This window comes from Saccharopolyspora phatthalungensis, assembly GCF_014203395.1.
GTDB lineage: Bacteria > Actinomycetota > Actinomycetes > Mycobacteriales > Pseudonocardiaceae > Saccharopolyspora > Saccharopolyspora phatthalungensis.
Genome location: NZ_JACHIW010000001.1, coordinates 2,214,001 through 2,231,876, shown reverse-complemented (window position 1 = coordinate 2,231,876; position 17,876 = coordinate 2,214,001). Strand labels below are relative to the sequence as shown.

Annotated in this window: 18 protein-coding genes; 6 read left to right on the top strand and 12 right to left on the bottom strand. The window is 69.6% G+C overall.

Going from position 1 to position 17,876, the window contains the following annotated elements:
* Positions 1-37: 37 nt before the first annotated feature.
* The 3 genes from nagA to BJ970_RS09935 all read left to right on the top strand — a co-directional run bounded on the left by nagA (position 38) and on the right by BJ970_RS09935 (position 2,232).
* Complete coding sequence (gene nagA, locus BJ970_RS09945) at positions 38-1,219, top strand: N-acetylglucosamine-6-phosphate deacetylase (RefSeq protein WP_184725992.1); 1,182 nt, start codon at positions 38-40, stop codon at positions 1,217-1,219.
* 34 nt (positions 1,220-1,253) lie between these two features.
* Positions 1,254-1,460, top strand: coding sequence for a hypothetical protein (locus BJ970_RS09940; protein ID WP_184725991.1), 207 nt, complete (start codon positions 1,254-1,256; stop codon positions 1,458-1,460).
* An 82-nt stretch (positions 1,461-1,542) separates the two neighbouring features.
* Complete coding sequence (locus tag BJ970_RS09935) at positions 1,543-2,232, top strand: DedA family protein (protein WP_312864185.1); 690 nt, start codon at positions 1,543-1,545, stop codon at positions 2,230-2,232.
* A gap of 125 nt (positions 2,233-2,357) precedes the next feature.
* On the opposite strand, the gene BJ970_RS09930 is transcribed toward BJ970_RS09935, so the two are convergent.
* From BJ970_RS09930 to BJ970_RS09910, 5 genes are all read right to left on the bottom strand, one after another.
* Positions 2,358-3,002, bottom strand: a complete 645-nt coding sequence (locus BJ970_RS09930) for a TrmH family RNA methyltransferase (RefSeq protein ID WP_184725990.1) — start codon at positions 3,000-3,002, stop codon at positions 2,358-2,360.
* The gene (pyrE, locus tag BJ970_RS09925; RefSeq protein ID WP_184725989.1) at positions 2,999-3,547 is read right to left on the bottom strand and encodes an orotate phosphoribosyltransferase; all 549 of its coding nucleotides are present in this window, start codon (positions 3,545-3,547) and stop codon (positions 2,999-3,001) included. Before pyrE ends, BJ970_RS09930 begins: the two co-directional genes overlap by 4 nt.
* A gap of 47 nt (positions 3,548-3,594) precedes the next feature.
* Positions 3,595-4,362: an SDR family NAD(P)-dependent oxidoreductase gene (locus tag BJ970_RS09920; RefSeq protein ID WP_184725988.1), complete on the bottom strand. Its 768-nt coding sequence runs from the start codon at positions 4,360-4,362 to the stop codon at positions 3,595-3,597.
* Positions 4,363-4,480: 118 nt separating this feature from the next.
* On the bottom strand, positions 4,481-5,170 hold the full coding sequence (locus BJ970_RS09915) for a TtfA family protein (protein WP_312864184.1): 690 nt from the start codon (positions 5,168-5,170) through the stop codon (positions 4,481-4,483).
* Positions 5,171-5,284: 114 nt separating this feature from the next.
* Positions 5,285-5,914: a TetR/AcrR family transcriptional regulator gene (locus BJ970_RS09910; protein ID WP_184725986.1), complete on the bottom strand. Its 630-nt coding sequence runs from the start codon at positions 5,912-5,914 to the stop codon at positions 5,285-5,287.
* Positions 5,915-6,043: 129 nt separating this feature from the next.
* Between BJ970_RS09910 and BJ970_RS37715 the strand changes: the two genes are divergently transcribed.
* Entirely contained in the window at positions 6,044-6,739 is a 696-nt protein-coding gene (locus BJ970_RS37715; protein ID WP_246470811.1) for an MFS transporter, read from the top strand.
* Positions 6,739-7,269 (top strand): hypothetical protein, encoded by a 531-nt coding sequence (locus BJ970_RS37710; RefSeq protein ID WP_246470809.1) that lies wholly within the window; start codon positions 6,739-6,741, stop codon positions 7,267-7,269. The genes BJ970_RS37715 and BJ970_RS37710 overlap by 1 nt, the downstream gene beginning before the upstream one ends.
* Before the next feature lie 82 nt (positions 7,270-7,351).
* On the opposite strand, the gene clpB is transcribed toward BJ970_RS37710, so the two are convergent.
* The 6 genes from clpB to BJ970_RS09875 all read right to left on the bottom strand — a co-directional run bounded on the left by clpB (position 7,352) and on the right by BJ970_RS09875 (position 15,909).
* Entirely contained in the window at positions 7,352-9,934 is a 2,583-nt protein-coding gene (gene clpB, locus BJ970_RS09900) for an ATP-dependent chaperone ClpB (protein WP_184725985.1), read from the bottom strand.
* Positions 9,935-10,204: 270 nt separating this feature from the next.
* Entirely contained in the window at positions 10,205-11,059 is an 855-nt protein-coding gene (locus BJ970_RS09895; RefSeq protein ID WP_184729004.1) for a YceI family protein, read from the bottom strand.
* Positions 11,060-11,140: 81 nt separating this feature from the next.
* Positions 11,141-13,669 carry an MFS transporter gene (locus BJ970_RS09890; protein WP_512700295.1) on the bottom strand — a complete coding sequence of 843 codons (2,529 nt, stop codon included), beginning with the start codon at positions 13,667-13,669 and terminating at the stop codon, positions 11,141-11,143.
* Between the two features lie 80 nt (positions 13,670-13,749).
* Entirely contained in the window at positions 13,750-14,244 is a 495-nt protein-coding gene (locus BJ970_RS09885; protein WP_184725983.1) for a MarR family winged helix-turn-helix transcriptional regulator, read from the bottom strand.
* Between the two features lie 186 nt (positions 14,245-14,430).
* Entirely contained in the window at positions 14,431-14,913 is a 483-nt protein-coding gene (locus tag BJ970_RS09880) for a MarR family winged helix-turn-helix transcriptional regulator (protein ID WP_184725982.1), read from the bottom strand.
* 189 nt (positions 14,914-15,102) lie between these two features.
* On the bottom strand, positions 15,103-15,909 hold the full coding sequence (locus tag BJ970_RS09875; RefSeq protein ID WP_312864444.1) for a pyridoxamine 5'-phosphate oxidase family protein: 807 nt from the start codon (positions 15,907-15,909) through the stop codon (positions 15,103-15,105).
* Between the two features lie 293 nt (positions 15,910-16,202).
* Between BJ970_RS09875 and BJ970_RS09870 the strand changes: the two genes are divergently transcribed.
* Positions 16,203-17,306 (top strand): FAD-binding oxidoreductase, encoded by a 1,104-nt coding sequence (locus BJ970_RS09870; RefSeq protein ID WP_184729002.1) that lies wholly within the window; start codon positions 16,203-16,205, stop codon positions 17,304-17,306.
* A gap of 120 nt (positions 17,307-17,426) precedes the next feature.
* On the opposite strand, the gene BJ970_RS09865 is transcribed toward BJ970_RS09870, so the two are convergent.
* Positions 17,427-17,876 carry a heat shock protein transcriptional repressor HspR gene (locus tag BJ970_RS09865; RefSeq protein ID WP_281399432.1) on the bottom strand — a complete coding sequence of 150 codons (450 nt, stop codon included), beginning with the start codon at positions 17,874-17,876 and terminating at the stop codon, positions 17,427-17,429.

Below are 17,876 nucleotides of genomic sequence, written 5' to 3'. Positions count from 1 at the left end.
GGCGCAGCACTGCTGGCGACGGAAGGGTTGAAAGACCGTGAACACTCCCGAACTGATCCTCGCCGGCGCGCGGGTCGTCACGCCGGACGGAGTGCTGGACCGCGGTTGGGTCCGGGTCTCCGGCGGGCACATCGCCGCGGTCGGCGCGGGTCCGGCACCGGATGGTCCCGGTGCCGATCTGGCCGGGCGGTGGCTGGTGCCCGGCTTCGTGGACATCCACTGCCACGGTGGTGGCGGCGGCTCGTTCACCGGCATCGAGGTCGACCAGTCGCACACCGCGATCAAAACCCACCGCGCGCACGGCACGACGACGATGCTGGCCAGCCTGGTGTCGGCCCCGCTTCCCGACCTGGCCAAGCAGATCAGCGCGCTCAGCGAGCTGGTCGCCGACGGCGCGCTGGCCGGCATCCACCTGGAGGGACCGTTTCTGGCCACGGCGCGCTGCGGGGCGCACGACCCGGCGATCCTCCGGCCGCCGGAGGCGGCGGCCGTGCAGCAGCTGCTGGACGCCGGGCGGGGCGCGGTCCGGATGGTCACCCTGGCGCCGGAGCTGCCGAACTCGCTGAACGCCGTCCGGCAGCTCGTCGACCAAGGGGTGATCGCCGCCGTCGGGCACACCGACGCCGTGCTGGACCAGGTGGTGCCCGCCGTGGAAGCGGGCGCGACGGTGGCCACGCACCTGTTCAACGCCATGCGGCCGCTGCACCACCGGGAGCCGGGCCCGATCGGCGTCCTGCTGGCGGACGAGCGGGTGACCATCGAGCTCATCTGCGATCTGGTGCACCTGCATCCGGCGGTGGTGAAACTGGCGGCCTCACACGCGGGTATCGGGCGGACCGTGCTGGTCACCGACGCCATCAGCGCGACGAACGCCGGCGACGGCACCTACGAGCTGGGCACGATCCCGGTCACCGTGACCGGCGGCGAGGCGCGATTGGCGGACGGCTCGCTGGCGGGCAGCACGCTGACCATGGACGTGGCATTCCGCAACCTCGTCGAGGTCTGCGGGCTGACGGTACCGGCGGCGGTGGCGGCCTCGGCGACCAAACCGGCGCGGCTACTCGGGCTCGGCGACAGGATCGGCGAGATCCGCCCCGGTCTCGCGGCCGACCTGGTCGCGTTGGACGCCGACCTGAAGCTGGACGCGGTCATGAAGGGCGGCGCCTGGCTGACCGAACCCGGCGATTTCAATGGAGATCGACGCGCTGATCTCCATTGAAATCGCCACGGCGTCCCCTCGCTACGCTCGGGGCGTGACCCGACCCGACCCCGCGCACCTGCTGTCCGCGGCGCTGCGCGCCCAGGCCGGGGGTAGCCCCGGCGCGGCTCCGCCGCCTCCGCCACCCGCTGCGCCCCGCAGGCGCCTCCCCGTGGTCGGCGTGCTGGTGTTCGCACTGCTCCTCGGCCTCCTGGCCGGAACACTCGCCGGGCTGCTCACGCTGCTCTACCCGGCGGGGTGAGTGGAACAACCCGGATTCCGCACGCTGGCTGGTTGCTCGCCCGGAGACCGGGGCTGGGGTGGTCACGGTACCGTTGGCAGGCGTGACGACCGAACTGCCCGCGATTGTCGACGCCGCCACCCACAGTCCCGCCCTCGCCCTGCTACCGGACTGGCTGGACCCGGAACACATCATCCAGTCGATGGGCCCCTTCGCCCTGATCGGCGTGTGCCTGATCATCTTCGCCGAATGCGGCCTGCTCATCGGCTTTTTCCTGCCGGGTGACTCGCTGTTGTTCGTCACCGGCCTGTTCGTCGCCACCGGCGCGATCAACACCCCGATCTGGCTGGTCTGCCTGCTGTTGGCGGTGTGCGCGTTCGCGGGCAACGTGACCGGTTATTGGATCGGTCGCAAGGTCGGGCCATCGATGTTCAGCAAGCCGGATTCGAGGCTGTTCAAGCGCGAGCACGTGGACAAGACGCACGAGTTCTTCGAGAAGTACGGTGCTCGTGCGATCATCCTGGCCCGGTTCGTGCCGATCGTGCGGACCTTCATCACCGCGGTCGCGGGCGTCGGGCAGATGGACCCGAAGAAGTTTTTCACCTACTCGGCGGTCGGCGGCCTCGCGTGGACGGTGAGCATGACCGTGCTCGGCTTCTTCCTCGGCAACATCCCGTGGATCAGGAACAACCTCGAAGCGATGGCGATCGTGATCGTGTTGTTCTCGATCATCCCGATCATCATCGAGTACGTGAAGGGCCGCCGCGAGAAGGCCCGCGATTCCACGAGCTGACCGGCTGCACCGTGTTCGCGCGAATCCGATGCGTCGGGTTCGCGCGAATTGCTTTTCACGGCACTGCGCTTCTAGCGGGCGTGGAAGAATTCACCGGCCGAGCACGCACACGGCGACGTCGATGATCACCAGGCTTCGGCGAGGTCGGCGTGCTGCTCGATCCAGGTGTGCATCACCACGCCCGCCGCGACGCCGGCGTTGATCGACCGCGTCGACCCGAACTGCGCGATGGACACCACTAGGTCCGCGTCGCGCCGCGAGTCGTCCCTCAGGCCCGGGCCTTCCTGGCCGAACAGCAGCACGCACCGGCGCGGCAGGGCCGTCCGCTCGATTGGTTCCGCGCCGACGGTGTTGTCCACCGCCACCAGCGCGAGGTCGTGCTCGGTCGCATACCCGCGCAGCGACGCCAGGTCGGGGTGGTGGTGGATGTGCTGATACCGGTCGGTGACCATCGCGCCGCGCCGGTTCCACCGCCTCCGACCCACGATGTGCACGGCCTTCGCGGCGAAGGCGTTCGCGGTGCGCACCACGGTGCCGATGTTGTGGTCGTGCTGGAAGTTCTCGATGGCCACGTGGAAGTCGTGCCGCCGCAGGTCGAGGTCGGCGATGATCGCCTCGCGCCGCCAGTACCGGTAGTGGTCGACCACGTTTCGCCGGTCGCCGTGCTCCAGCAGTTCCGGATCGTAGCGCTCGTCGCTCGGCCACGGCCCCGACCAGGGACCGACGCCGACGGTGCTACCCCACTCGGTGGGGCCGAGATTCTCGCTCACGCCAACCCAAGGTCGGTTAGGCCCAGCAGGGACCGGTACGGAAGTCCGGCGGCCTCGATCGCCTCGCGCGCGCCGGTATCGCGGTCGACCACGGTGGCCACGCCGACGATCTCGGCGTCGACCGAGCGCAGCGCCTCGACTGCGGTGAGAACGCTGCCGCCGGTGGTGGAGGTGTCCTCGACGGCCAAGACCCGGCGACCGGTGACGTCCGGGCCCTCGATCAGCCGCTGCATGCCGTGCGTCTTGGTGCTCTTGCGAACCACGAAGGAGTCCAGCGCCGGCCCTTCGGCGTGCATCATCGCGGTGGCGACGGGGTCGGCGCCGAGGGTGAGGCCGCCGACGGCGGTGTAGTCCCAGTCGGCGGTGAGCTCGCGCAGCAGGCTGCCGATCAGCGGCGCGGCCTGGTGCTGCAGCGTCGCGCGGCGGAGATCGACGTAGTAGTCGGCTTCCTTACCGGAAGACAACGTGACCCGACCGTGCACCACGGCGAGTTCCCGGACCAGACGGGCGAGCTCGGTGCGCTGCTGTTCATCCACTTTGACCACGAGTTTTCAGCATACCGGCCGGGTATGGGGCGCCGGAGAGCGGCGGCTCAGGTGCGCCCCGGGGTGGTCCGGGTCACGATCATGCGCTGCAGCTTCTTCGGCACCAACCGGCCGATGGCGACCAACGCCTTGTACTGCGCACCCGGCACCGAGACGACCTTGCCGCGGCGCAGGTCGGCCAGGGCCTCGTGCACCACTTGGTCGGCCTGCAGCCAGAACACCTTGGGCAGCCGCCCCATCGCCAGCCCGGCCCGCTGGTGGAACTCGGTCTGCGTGAAGCCGGGGCACAGCGCCATGATCCGCACCCCGGTCCCGGCCACCGCCGCCGACACCCCCTCGGAGAGGGCGGTCACGTAGGCCTTGGTCGCCGCGTAGGTCGAGCCGGACACCGGGAAGAACCCGGCGACGCTGGACACGTTGATCACATCGCCCCGGCCGCGCTCCCGCATGCCGCGCACCGCCGCATGGGTCAACGCCAGCACGGCGGCCACGTTGACGTCCAACTGGTTCTGCAGCGTGGCGGCGGGGGTGTCCCAAAAATTGCCGGAGGTGCCGAATCCCGCGTTGTTGACCAGCAGGTCGACCGGGTCGTCGGCGAGGCGCTGCTCGACCGTGGCACGTTGCGCGGCGTCGGCCAGGTCGGCCGCGAGCACCTCGACCCGGACGCCATGGCGGGCCCGCAAGCGGTCGGAGAGTTCGGCGAGCCGTTCGGTGTCGCGGGCCACCAGGACCATGTCGTGGCCTTCGGCGGCGAGTCGGCGGGAGAAGGCGCGTCCGATACCCGAGGTGGCGCCGGTGACGAGTGCGGTAGCCATGCGCCGAACCTACCTAAGAGTCACCTCGGTCCGCCCACCCCAGGCGCGGGAAATGCTCGCCGCGGCCACCCGGGCGATTTCGGGCGATTTCCATGGAAATCGGCGTGCCGCCGAGTGATCAGCGGTGGTGTTCCGGGGAAGACTCGGGCACATCCGCGTCGTTTGGGTCGGTGTCGAACGGGTCGATCAGGTCGGCGAGTTCGCCGAGGTCGCGCAGCAGTCGCTCCAGCCGCGCCGGATCGGAGTCCTCGGGGTGCAGTGCGGCGAGCACCCAGTCGTCCTCCAGCCACACCACCGTGACGTCGTGGCCGATGTCCTCGGTGGCGTCCACCAGGTCCGGCGTTACCAGGGGCCGAGCGGCGGCGACGTCCGTGACGAAGGCGTACCGGGAGCCGACCGGGCCAAGCAGGTCCAGCCCGGAGTCCTGCGGCACCGGCACGTCCGGCAGCCACAACTCGACGGTTGCCGGGGCGGTCCGGCGGCAGCGGATCGCGACCAGCACCACGGCCGTCTTGCCGTTGACGTCGAGGTCGAGGACGTACACCTGGCGGCGCCCGTCGGCGGTGAACGTCGAACCGGCCACCACGTCGGTGGCCGTGGCGCTGCCGTAGTGGGCGAGCACTCCGCGCTCCCACCGGGTCGGCAGGACCTGGTCGGCCTCCGCGAACTGCCAGCCGCGCAGCGCGGCCCAGCGGCGTCGCTCTCGGTTGTTCGAGCCGCGCTGGGATCGGTCGGCGATCAGCAGCGCGACGCCCGCCCCGATGGCGACGATGGCGACGACGAACCAGAGCCACGCAGGTATGCCCACACAGCGCAGGGTAGTCCGATCATCGCCGAACACGAAGATCACCTGGACATCCGGTGCGGAACCGCTCTATCGGCTGAAGGTGACCTGCGGAAACAGCAAACGGGGGTCGACCGGTCAGGATGTGGCGAAGTTGTCGCAGAGGGCCTGCCACTCGTCCCGGTCCGGCGCGGGCCCCGGCAGCCTCGAACCGCCCGCGCGGAGCCCTTCGAGCACCAGGCCCAGGTAGCGGGCGCGGAGCTCGGCGCGACGTGATTCGTTGGTCGGCAGCGCCGGGTTGAGGTGCTTGAACAGCAACAGGATGTCGGTCCAGTCCACGTCCGCGCGCAGCTCGCCGGCGTGTTTGGCGGCCTCGACCAGTTCCTCGATCGCCTTCGCTACCCGCAGCCGCAGGTCCCGGAATTCCTCGGAGTAGGTGTGCTGCTGGTCCATCGGCGGCAGCACCGTGCCGATCCCGGCACCTTCCCGCAGGCAGCGGCGCATGAACCGGGCGAGAGCCTGCCACGGGTCGGGCTCCTCGGCGCGGGCCGCCTCCGCCTCTTCGAGGATCAGCCGGAACGCGGCGATGCGGACGTGCTCGACCAGCTCGTGCTTGCTCGGGTATCGCCGGTACACGCTCGCCACGCCGACCCCCGCGCGCTTGGCGACCTCGGCCATCGGGGCCGCGAAGCCCTGCTCGGTGAACACCGCACGAGCTGCGGCGATGACCCGGTCGTCGTATCGCGCGGATCTGCTCGTTGTGGGCACGGCCACAGCATACGCCGAGGCGGAATGATCCGTTCCGCAGCGGAGTTGCACCGGAACGGAACCATCCGTTCCGCCGGGCTTGCCTGCGGGGCAGGCCGATCGCGCGGTTGTAGGAAGCAGAGGAAAGGCATGACCACCACGGACCTCGTTGAGCCCCGCAGCGGTGCCCGAGCGTTCTTCGGCAGCGGCGCTCTATCCCGGCCCACCTCGTTCTGGTTCATCGGCGCGCTGTACGCGCTGTTCCTGATGGCATCCACCGCGCCGTCCCCCATGTACTCGATCTACCAGCAGCGTTGGCACTTCACCACCACGGTGCTCACCGAGGTCTTCGCCGCCTACGCGGTGGCGATCCTGCTCGCGCTGGTGCTGTTCGGCTCACTGTCCGACCACGTCGGCCGAAAGCCGGTACTGCTGGCCGCGCTCGCGGTGGAGATCACCGCGATGCTGGTGCTCGCGGCCGCGCCGGGCGTCGGTTGGCTCTACGCCGGCCGGGCGTTGCAGGGCCTGGCCACCGGGGTGGCGACCAGTGCGATCAGCGGCGCCCTGCTGGACTTTCAGCGGCCGGGCTCGAACCACGGATCGCTGGTCAACGGGGTCGCCGCGGGCTTTGGCATGGCGCTGGGATCACTACTGGCGGGTGCCCTGGTGCAGTTCGTGCCCGGGCCGACGCTGACCAGCTACCTGCTGCTCATCCTCGCTTTCGTGCTCGCGATCCCCGGGGTGCTGGCGATGGCCGAGCCGGTCGCGCGGCGCGGTGCGCTGCGGGGGTGCTGCGCCCGCAGCGGCCGACCGTTCCGGCGGGCAAGGCCGGGACATTCGCGCTGATGGCGACGACCCTGCTTGCTTCGTGGATCGTCGGCGGGATGTTCATGTCGCTCGGGCCGTCGGTGGCCAAGGGGCTCGTCAGCGGAAACCCCTACCTGGTAGGCGGTTTGACGGTCGCGGTGCTGGCCGGTTTCGGCGGGTTGACCCAACTGGCGCTGTCCGGGTGGACGGCTCGGCGGGCGGTGCGGATCGGTGCGCCGCTGATGATCGTCGGGCTCACCGGGGTGGCCGTGTCCACGCTCGGGCACAGCGCGGCGGCGTTCTTCATCGGCTCGGCGGTGCTGGGCATCGGCTGGGGCCTGATGTTCATGGGTGGCTTCCGGATGCTGACCGGTTTGGCGTCGCCGGAGCACCGGGCCGGCACTTCGTCGCTGATCTACGTCGTCGCGTACCTTTCGGCCGGGGTTCCCAGCGTCGCCCTCGGTTTCCTCAGCACGACCTTCGGCCTCACCGCGGCGACGGTGGCCTTCGCCGCGACGGCCGCCTGCTTCGCCACCATCGCGGGCCTGTCCACCCTTGTGCGCCGCTGAGAGCGCATCGCCCCATCGGCGATTTCAGGGCGATTTCAATGGAAACCGGTGCGCCGGTTTCCATTGAAATCGCCATCGGTCCTCAGGCCGGGTCGACGGTGAGGGACTCGTTGTCGTCGGTGGTGTCGACGCGGATCTTGTCGCCCTCGCGGATGTCCCCCGCCAGCAGCTTGCGCGCGAGCTGGTCGCCGATCGCCGACTGGACCAGGCGGCGCAACGGGCGGGCGCCATACACCGGGTCGAAGCCGTTGAGGGCCAACCAATCCCGCGCCGCCGGTTGCACGTCGAGCGTCAGCCGCCGCTGGGCCAACCGTTGCGCGAGGCGATCCACCTGGATGTCCACGATGGACGTCAGCTCGTCGGTGGACAGCGAGTGGAACACCACCACATCGTCCAGCCGGTTCAGGAACTCCGGCTTGAAATGCCTGCGCACCACCGAGAGCACCGCGTCGTCGCGCTCCTGCTCGGTCAGGTTCGGGTCGGCGATCGCCTGCGAACCGAGGTTCGAGGTCAGCACCAGGATGGTGTTGCGGAAGTCGACCGTGCGGCCCTGGCCATCGGTGAGCCGCCCGTCGTCGAGCACCTGCAGCAGCACGTCGAAGACGTCCGAATGCGCCTTCTCCACCTCGTCGAACAGCACCACCGAGTACGGGCGCCGCCGCACCGACTCGGTCAGCTGCCCGCCCTGGTCGTAGCCGACGTACCCGGGCGGGGCGCCGACCAGCCGGGCGACCGAGTGCTTCTCGGCGTACTCGCTCATGTCGATGCGGATCATCGCCCGCTCGTCGTCGAACAGGAACCCGGCCAGCGCCTTGGCCAGCTCGGTCTTGCCGACGCCGGTCGGGCCGAGGAACAGGAACGAGCCGGTCGGCCGGTCCGGGTCGGCGACTCCGGCGCGCGTCCGGCGCACCGCGTCGGACACCGCGCGCACCGCCTCGGCCTGCCCGACGACGCGCGCTTCCAGCGCGTCCTCCATGCGCAGCAGCTTGGCGGTCTCGCCTTCCATCAGTCGCCCGGCCGGGATGCCGGTCCACGAGCTGACCACGTCCGCGACATCGTCGGCGGTGACCTCCTCCTGCAGCATTGCCTTGCGCTCGGTCTGCGCGTGGGTGGCCGCTTCGAGTTCCTTCTCCAGCTTCGGGATCCGGCCGTAGCGCAACTCGGCGGCCTTGCCCAGGTCGCCGTCACGCTCGGCGCGCTCGGATTCGCCGCGCAGCTGCTCCAGCTGCGTCTTCAGGTCGCGGACCTTGTCGATGGACTCCTTCTCCTGCTGCCACCGCGCGGTCAGCTCGGATAGCTTCTCGCGGCGGTCGGCGAGTTCGGCACGCAACGCGGCCAGCCGTTCCAGCGAGGCCGGATCGTCCTCTTTGGACAGCGCCATCTCCTCGATCTCCAGCCGCCGCACGGCGCGCTCGACCTCGTCGATTTCCACCGGCCGGGAGTCGATCTCCATGCGCAGCCGGGACGCCGCCTCGTCGACCAGGTCGATCGCCTTGTCCGGCAGGAACCGGGCGGTGATGTAGCGGTCGGACAGGGTGGCCGCCGCGACCAGCGCACCATCGGTGATCCGCACGCCGTGGTGCACTTCGTAGCGCTCCTTGAGACCGCGCAGGATCGCGACGGTGTCCTCCGGGCTGGGCTCGCCGACCAGCACCTGCTGGAACCTGCGCTCCAGCGCGGCGTCGGTCTCGATGTGCTCGCGGTACTCGTCGAGCGTGGTCGCGCCGACCATGCGCAGCTCGCCGCGCGCCAGCATTGGCTTGATCATGTTGCCGGCGTCCATCGCGCCCTCGCCGGAAGCGCCGGCGCCGACGATGGTGTGCAGTTCGTCGATGAAGGTGATGACCTGCCCCGCCGAGTCGGTGATCTCCTTGAGCACCGCCTTGAGCCGTTCCTCGAACTCGCCGCGGTACTTCGCACCGGCCACCATCGAGCCGAGGTCCAGCGCCACGACCCGCTTGCCGCGCAACGATTCCGGCACGTCTCCGGCGACGATGCGCTGGGCCAAGCCCTCCACGATGGCGGTCTTGCCGACGCCGGGCTCACCGATGAGCACCGGGTTGTTCTTGGTGCGGCGGGACAGTACCTGCACGACGCGCCGGATCTCGGCGTCCCGGCCGATCACCGGGTCGAGGTCGCCCTTGCGGGCGCGGTCGGTGAGGTCCTGGCCGTACTTCTCCAGCGCCTTGTAGGTGCCCTCGGGGTCCGGGCTGGTCACCCGCGCCGAGCCGCGCACCTTGCCGAAGGCATCGGTCAGCGCCTCCGGCGTCGCGCCGTGCTTGCGCAGCAGGTCGGCGACCCGGCCGCCTTCGGCGGCGAGCCCGACCAGCAGGTGCTCGGTGGAGACGTATTCGTCGCCCATCTCGGTGGCCAGCCGCTGACTGTGGGTCAGCGCCCGCACCGCGTCGCGGGAGAGCTGCGGCGCGGACACCGTGCTGCCGCTGGCCGTGGGCAGCTTGTTGATGAGCTGCTCCAGCTCCCGGCGCACCTCCGTCGGGTCGGCACCGACCGCCGTCAGCAGCGGCGCGGTCAGCCCGTCGCCCTCGGCGAGCAGCGCGCCGAGCAGGTGCGCGGGATCGACGTCCGGGTTGCCGGCCACCGTGGCGGCCTGCACTGCGGAGGAGATCGCCTGTTGGGTCTTGGTCGTCGGGTTGAACGCGTCCATTCCTCACCTCGTTGCCGGGCGCCTCGTGCGAGCACCTCATCCCTCGCACCATCGTCTACCACATCGACAACGATAGGAAAGTTGAGCGAGTTCCACTCAAGTAGCTTTCCGCGATGCGATCTCGCGCACACGCGGGGAAAACTTCCGCGATGCGGATTCAAATCCCAAGCGGGTTTGAGTTTCCGAGCACAATCAGAAACCCGCCGTGACGGACCGTGAAACGCCGGTGGCCGCGGGCCCCGAACCCGCGGCCACCCGTCGCCCCAAGGGTCAACCCTCGCGAACCGCCTGGATGTCGATCTCCACCTTCAGCGTGGTGCCGATCGCGGCGATTCCGCTCTGCAACGCCTGGTTGAACGTCATCGCGAAGTCCTCGCGGCGCAGCTGCGTGGTCGCCGTCGCCGACGCGCGGGTGCCGCCCCACGGGTCCGGGCCGACCCCGGCGAACCGGGTGTCCAGCCGCACCGGCCGGGTCACCCCGCACAGCGTCAGCTCACCGTCGAGGTCCCAGCGGTCGCCGCCGCGCGGGCGCAGGCCGGTGGACCGGAAGGTGATCTCCGGGTACCGCTCGACGTCCAGGAAGTCCGGGTTGCGCAGGTGGTCGTCGCGCATCCGGTTGGCCGTGTCGATGCTGGCCGCGACGATCTGGACCTCGACCGTCGACGATTCGACCGGGTTGCCGATGTGCACCTCGCCGGCGAACTCGTTGAAACGGCCGTGGATGCTGCTGATCCCCAGGTGCTTGGCGGTGACCTGGATCGACGAGTGCACCGGGTCGATCCGCCACAAGCCGGGCGCGGGCAGGTCGGCCCCGCCGACCCGGCGCAGTTCGACTTCGCCGAGAGTGGCGGCCGTCCCGTCGTGCACCAGCGTGGTCCGGGCGACCGGCTCGAACCCGACCGCCGTGACGATCGCCGTGTAGGCACCGCCCCGCAGACCGGAGGCGACCACCGAGCCCTGCGCGTCGCCCTGCACCCGGGCGACCTGGTTGCCGGTGCCGTCGATGACGGTCAGCACCGCTTCGGGCACCGGCCAGCCGTCGCCGCCGCGCACCGTCGCGGTGACCGCTCCCGCTCCGGCGGGCGCGGTCCCGCGTGGCGCGGCCTGTCGTTGGCCGAGATCCATTTCGAACATCCCTCCGTGGGCAATCTCGGTCGTGAGCGGTCGTTTCCGGTTCGCACCGGGGCCACCGCTCACGACGACTTTTCAGTCGGCCTGCGGGTAGCCGAGCTCGACGTCGTGCGTGCTCTGCTCGCCCGAGAGCCGCAAGGGCGTTGCGATCGGCGGGTAACCCGTCGCGATCACCGTGTACTCGCCGTCCGGCAGGTCGGTGAAGGTGTAATTGCCGTCGATGTCGGTGGTGGCCGCGCCGACGACGGCCCCACCGGAGTCCAGCAGCGTCACCCGCGCATCGGGCACCGCGACCCTGAGGTTGGCCGACCGGACCACGCCGCTTAGCTGCGTGCCCGCCTGCAGCGCGACGTCCATGGTGGCTTGCTCGCCGTCGGTCACGGTGACCGAGTTCGCCACCGGCCGGTAGCCGGGCGCGGTGACGGTCAGCGCGTAGGCCCCGCCGACCAGGTCGGCGAAGAGGTAGTGCCCATCCGATCCGGTCCCGACGGCGGAGACCACCTCGCCGCGGACGTCGGTAAGCACCACCATCGCCCCGGCGACGCCCTGGCCGCCGACGTGCACCAGGCCGGTAAGCCGCCCGGCGCCGAGCAGCTGCACGTCGTGGCGCACCGGGCGGTCGGCGACCACGACCATCGAGGCGGTCGGTTGGTAGCTGCCGCCGGAGGCGATCAGCACGTAGGTGCCGCCGTGGCCGACCGCGAGCCGGAACTGCCCGTCCTGGTCGGCGCGGGCGCGCTCCACCTGCCGCCCGTTGGCGTCGGTCAGGGTGAGCACCACGCCGGGGACCGGGGTGCCGATGGAGTCATGGACGGTGCCGTGCACGAACAGCCCACCCCCGTCGACCGGGGTCGCCAGGTTGCCCGCCAAGTGCTTGCCGTTGACCGCGTAGCGACGCGGCCCGACCGGCTCTGACCAGGCATCCAAGTCGTCATCCACAGAGTTGTCCACAGGCTCGGCGGTCGGTCGCCCGGGCCGTGGGCCGACACCCCCGAGCTGGGCAGAGCCGTTCGGCACGAGACGCGTCGCGGCCGAGTTGTCCACAGGCTGAGTCAAGTTGTCCACAGCGTCGTGCGCGGTCATCGCAACCGGCTCCTTTCCCCCATGACTGTCGACCGTAGTGCGCAGCGGAACCTCCCGGAGGAAGATCACCGCGAGGAAGGTGACCACCGAGACGCACGCGGCGACAAAGAAGATGTCGCCGATCGCATCGCCGTAGGACGCTCGCACGATGGTCTGCACCGGCTCCGGCAGGTGGTTGACGTCCAGCGAGCCGCCGCCCGATCCGGCCGCCCGCGCGGCACCGGGGATCTTCGCCAGCCCCTGCATGATGTAGTCCGACACCCGGGTGGCCAGTACGGCGCCCAGCACCGAGACACCCGCCGAACCGCCGAGGGTCCGGAAGAACGTCACGACCGAGGTCACCGACCCCATGTCCTTGCCGCTGGTGGAGTTCTGCACCGCCAGCACCAGGTTCTGCATCAACATGCCGACCCCGGTGCCCATCAGGAACAGGTAGACCCCGACCAGCACCAGGTTCGTCTCGTGATCGATGGTGCTCAGCAGTCCCATCGCGGCGACCATCACGATCGAGCCGATCACCAGGAACGGCTTGATCTTGCCGGTGACCCTGGAGATGATCTGGCCGGACACGGTCGAGGAGATGAACAGCCCGCCGACCATCGGCAGCGTCATCAGCCCCGCGATGGTCGGGGTGAAGCTGCGCGCGATCTGGAAATACTGCCCCAGAAACACCGCGCCGCCGAACATCGCGGTGCCGACCGCGACGGTGCCGATGGTGGCCAGCGTGACAGTCGAATTGCGGAACATCCGCAGCGGCACGATCGGCTCGCTGACCTTGGTCTCGATCACCACCGCGATGAGCAGGGCGAGCAGGCCGCCACCGACGTAGGACGCGGTCTCCACCGACCACCAGTCGAACTGCTTGCCGGCCAGCGAGACCCACACCAGCAGCAGGCTCACGCCGCCGACCAGGAACAACGCACCGAACCAGTCGATCTTGACCGGCCGCTTGATGACCGGCAGTTTCAGCGTCTTGCCGAGCACGATGAAGGCGATCACGGCGATCGGCACCGTCACCCAGAAGCACCAGCGCCACCCCAGCCAGGGGGTGTCCACGATGAGCCCGCCGACGAGCGGACCGCTGACCGTGGCGACCGCGAAGGTGGCGCCGATGTAGCCGCTGTAGCGCCCGCGGTCGCGCGGGGCGACCATCGCGGCGATCACGACCTGGATCAGCGCCTGCAGGCCGCCCATGCCGATGCCCTGCAGGGCACGGAAACCGATGAGCGTCTCCATCGACTGCGCGAACCCGCCGAGCACCGAGCCGGCCGTGAAGATCGTGATGGCCAACTGGTAGAGCAACTTCTTGCTGAACAGGTCGGCGAGCTTGCCCCAGATCGGGGTGGACGCGGTCGAGGTGAGCAGCATCGCCGTGACCACCCAGGTGTACTGGCCCTGGGTGCCATTGAGGTCGGCGATGATCCGGGGCAGCGCGTTCGACACGATCGTCGAGCTGAGGATGGCGACCAACAGCGCCAACATCAGGCCCGACATCGCCTCCAGGATCTGCCGATGCGTCATCGACGATTCCGCGGCGGGCTCGGCACTCCCGTCCCGGCGGGCCGGCGCTGTCGCGGCCGGCGCCGTCGCCGTCGAGGTGGTCATCGAGTTCCTTCCTTGGTCACGGGCCCTGCGACGCAGCCCCCGTCTTTGATCGTGTAGCGGCGGATGTCGTCCATCGCCTCCCCAAGCAGTCCGGCGAGTTCGCGCACCTTGGCGTCGTCCCAGTGCGCCAGCGCGTCGCGGATCCATTCCGCTTTCCTGCGTTCCAGTTCGGCCACCGCGCGCTCGCCGTCGGGGGTCGCGCGCAGCAGCACCACTCGCCGGTCCGCGGGGTCGTGTCGGCGCGTGATCAGGCCGGCCTGTTCCAGCTGCCCGACTTGGCGGCTCACCACGGACGCGTCGACGATGCGGTGGTGCGCGAGGTCGGAGGCCCGGCATTCGCCGCGCAAGACGAGTTCGGTGAGCAACCCGGCGGCGGCGTAGGGCACGTGATCGGCGGTGAACTGTCCCCGCTGCATGGCGAACTGCTTGAGGCCGAGCATGGCCCGGAGTGGCCGGAGCAGTTCGGTGCAGGTTTCGAGTTTCGGTCCCATGAGCCCATTCCTTTAGTTGCTGCACGCAACTATAAACCAAGTTAGTTGCATGACACAACTTGTAGGCGTTGTGACAAACGCATCGGAAACGGGGCAACCGAAAACAGGGCAACCGTTAGATCGGGCGATAGCGCGGGCCGCCCCCGACCGAGCGGTCGAGGGCGCCCCGAAGCTGGTGAAACCAGGTCACATCATGGTGTTGAGCTTGCCCAGAAGACGGGCGAGGTCCTTCAGGTCCTGTGTGGACCAGCTGGCGAACTGACCGTGCAGGTGCTTGCGCCGCTCGGCGCGCACCTCGGCCAACCGCTCCCGGCCCAGGTCGGAGAGCTGGATGCGGCGAGCCCGGCCGTCGTCGGGGTCCGGCGCGCGCTCCAGCAGGTTCAAATCGACCAGGGTCGCGATCTGCCTGCTCACCGTGGACTTGTCCAGCCCGGTGCGGTCCGCGACATCCATGCCGCGCAGCGGCCCCGCGTCGTCGACCATCAGCAACAGGCTGTAGGAGGCCGGGTCCAGGTCCGGGTGCACGTGCGCGGCCACCGTCGTCGACAGGTTGCGGGCGCGGCGGAACATCATCACCAACTCGCGCTCGACGGTTTCCGCCGCAGCCCGCCGGTCGGTGCCTTCCTCGCGCACCCCGCCGGTCGAACTTCGCGCCTCGTCCTCGATCACAGCTCTCCCACCCGCGCCGCCGATCGCGGCGACACCACCCCGTTGCGCTACGCGCCTCGCGCAGCCAACGTTAGTCCGTTTCGCCCCACTCTAAGAAGACGCGTTGGCCCCTCCGCGCGGCGGTGCTGGTGGCGGACGGCGGACGGGCGAACGCCGGCGCTCGCACCCACGACCAGGGCTCGGAGCCGATCAGTGGTCGGAGCCGCCCACCGGTTCGGTCCGGTGCCACGGTCGCGGCATGCCCTTGGCCTCGAAGTAGTCGCCGCCCTTGCGCTTGGCGTCGTCGGTGCCCCAGTTGCGATTGCGCAGCACCGGCACCATCCGCGGAATGTGCTTGCGGCAGTGGATATATGCCTCCTCGACCTGCACCACCACCCAGCGCTCGGGCGTGCGGGGGCGGTCGAACTCGGCGGGCAGCGCCGGGTAGATGGCCCGCAGGTCGGCGTCTTCGACGATGCGGGCCTTGCCGTTGACGTGCAGGCCGATCAGGTCATTGACGAAGTCCACCAGCAGCATCCCGATGTGCGGGTTCTCGCTGATGTTGCCCAGGCTGGCCAGCACGCCGTTGCCCCGGTACTCCGGGTAACACAGGTGGCGGTCGTCGAGGACCTCGATGAAGCCGCGCGGCCCGGCGCGCAGGCTCGAATCGCAGTCGCCGCGGGCGTCGGCGGTGGCCACGAAGACCATCTCCATCCGCCCGATGAACTCCTTCATCTGCGAGTTCAGATGGTCCAGCACCTGATCGTCATAGAACCGCCGGGCGCGCTTCTCGGTGCCGTAGGCCCGCTGCAGCAGATGCTCGCCCGCCGAGCCCGGCAGCGGGGTCGACCGGTGTTCGACGAACAGCGGTGGGGCGTCGGGAACGGCACCGTGTTGCTGGAGCGCGGCGGGGACCTGCCAGCCACCGTTCGGGGTGGGCAGGTCGGACAGTTCCAGGTCCAGCAGGGCCGCTTCGGCCGTTCCGGTCGGGGGTAGGTGATCGGGAGTCACACCGATCACCGTGTCACGTCCGCCGCTGCGCCAACAGGCATGGGTACTTGGTTTCCCCCGACCGCTGCATGCATCATCTACGACTGGTAGTTAGGAAGCACTCAAAAGTGGCATCAATGCAGACGCGTGGCGAGGCAAGAGTTATGGTCCCCCCTGTGTCGGGGGACGCTTGCAAGTAGCGGGGTGCCTGCTGGGTACGACCGCCAACGTGGAGAAGACTGCCCCGAACCATGACAGCGAACGCCGTACTGAGCCCCGGACCCCCAAACCGCGAGCCGTCGAACTCCGGCGTGAGCAAGATGGTTCGCCTGATCCGCGAGAGCTTCGCAGTGGTGGAGCCGCACACCGACGACGTGGCGAGGTTCTTCTACGGCATGCTTTTCAGCCTCTCGCCGGCCACCCGCGAACTTTTCGCGGTGAACATGGAGGTGCAACGCAGCCGCCTGCTTCGGGCGCTCGTGCACGTGATCCAGATGGTCGACAAACCCGACGAACTGCTGCCGTTCCTGCACCAGCTGGGCCGCGACCACCGCAAGTTCGGCGTGGTCACCGCACACTACGAGGCGGTGGGCACCGCTCTGCTCGCCGCGATCAAGAGGTACGCCGGCGACGCCTGGACCGACAGTGTGGAGCGAGCCTGGGCCGAGGCATACACCGTGATGGCCTCCGCGATGACCGAAGCGGCCGCCGCCGACGACGGTCCCGCCTGGTACAGCGGCCAAATCGTGCACCACGAGCGGCTCAGCTGGGATCTTGCGGTGATCCGCATCCAGCCCGATCATCCCGTGCCGTACCAGCCCGGGCAGTACGTGAGCGTCGAGGTGCCGCAGCGGCCCCGGCTGTGGCGGTACCTGACCCCGGCCAACGCCCCGAGCGACGACGGGATCATGGAGTTTCACATCCGGTCCGTGGAGGGCGGCTGGGTCAGCCGAGCGCTGGTCGGACACGCCCGCCCCGGCGACCAGTGGCGGATCGGCTCGCCGATGGGTCGGCTGACCGTGGACCGGGAGAACTCCCCGGACGTCCTGATGATCGCCGGTGGCACGGGCCTGACCCCGATGCGCGCGATCATCGACGATCTCGCGCAATACGGCGAAAATCCGCGCGTGCAGCTGTTCTACGGCGGCCGGACCCGCGAGGACCTCTACGACCTGGAGAACCTGCAGCGGATCGCGATGCACAACCCGTGGCTGACGATCACGCCCGTGCTGGAGAACGATCCGGGCGTTTCGGGCGCCGAGCACGGCACCCTTGCCGAGGTCGTGACCCGTTATGGCGCATGGAAGGACTGGGACGTCCTGGTCAGCGGTTCGCCGTCGATGATCCGCGCCACGGTCTCCCGGATGCTGGTCGCGGGCACGGCCCTCGACCACATCCGCTATGACCCATTCACCTTGGACTGATTGGACTTTGGACTGAGGGTTCCCAAACTTGTTGCGCCAAGCGGAACCCTCGGCCATCGGCGTCGTCCGTAGCGGTCCCGGATGATCGGGGCGCCGACGAAACCAGCGCTCCCGGCGGCACTAGCGGCGTTTGCGGTCTGGTTTCCAGACGACCAGGGCCGTTTCCTGCCGAATCGGGACCAGATCACGGCGGTAGGAGGCGTGCACCTGGGCCGCCGCCTGCTCAGCAGCGGCGTGGGCGGCCGCCACCTCCTCGGCCAGTTCCTGGACCTGGGCGCGCAGGACGTCGACCTCGTTCTCCAGGTCGATGATCCGCTTGATGCCCGCCAGGTTGACGCCCTCCTCCTGGGAAAGGCGCTGCACCTCGCGCAGCAGGGCGATATCGCGCAGGGAGTAGCGGCGGCCACCCGCAGGGGTGCGTCCGGGCGAGACCAGGCCCAACCGGTCGTAGCTGCGCAGGGTCTGCGCGTGCAGCCCGGACAGCTGCGCGGCCACCGAGATCACGAACATCGGCGTGTCCTCGTTGGCCCCCGGCGGGAACCCGAAGCCCGGATTGGGGCGACCGGCCAT

Bases quoted from the DNA above. Each gene is read 5' to 3' on its own strand.
- BJ970_RS09920 (WP_184725988.1), bottom strand. From the start codon at position 4,362: ATGGCTACCGCACTCGTCACCGGCGCCACCTCGGGTATCGGACGCGCC.
- BJ970_RS37715 (WP_246470811.1), top strand. From the start codon at position 6,044: ATGACCACCACGGACCTCGTTGAGCCCCGCAGCGGTGCCCGAGCGTTC.
- BJ970_RS37710 (WP_246470809.1), top strand. From the start codon at position 6,739: ATGGCGACGACCCTGCTTGCTTCGTGGATCGTCGGCGGGATGTTCATG.
- clpB (WP_184725985.1), bottom strand. From the start codon at position 9,934: ATGGACGCGTTCAACCCGACGACCAAGACCCAACAGGCGATCTCCTCC.
- BJ970_RS09895 (WP_184729004.1), bottom strand. From the start codon at position 11,059: ATGGATCTCGGCCAACGACAGGCCGCGCCACGCGGGACCGCGCCCGCC.
- BJ970_RS09890 (WP_512700295.1), bottom strand. From the start codon at position 13,669: ATGACGCATCGGCAGATCCTGGAGGCGATGTCGGGCCTGATGTTGGCG.
- BJ970_RS09885 (WP_184725983.1), bottom strand. From the start codon at position 14,244: ATGGGACCGAAACTCGAAACCTGCACCGAACTGCTCCGGCCACTCCGG.
- BJ970_RS09870 (WP_184729002.1), top strand. From the start codon at position 16,203: ATGGTTCGCCTGATCCGCGAGAGCTTCGCAGTGGTGGAGCCGCACACC.
- BJ970_RS09865 (WP_281399432.1), bottom strand. From the start codon at position 17,876: ATGGCCGGTCGCCCCAATCCGGGCTTCGGGTTCCCGCCGGGGGCCAAC.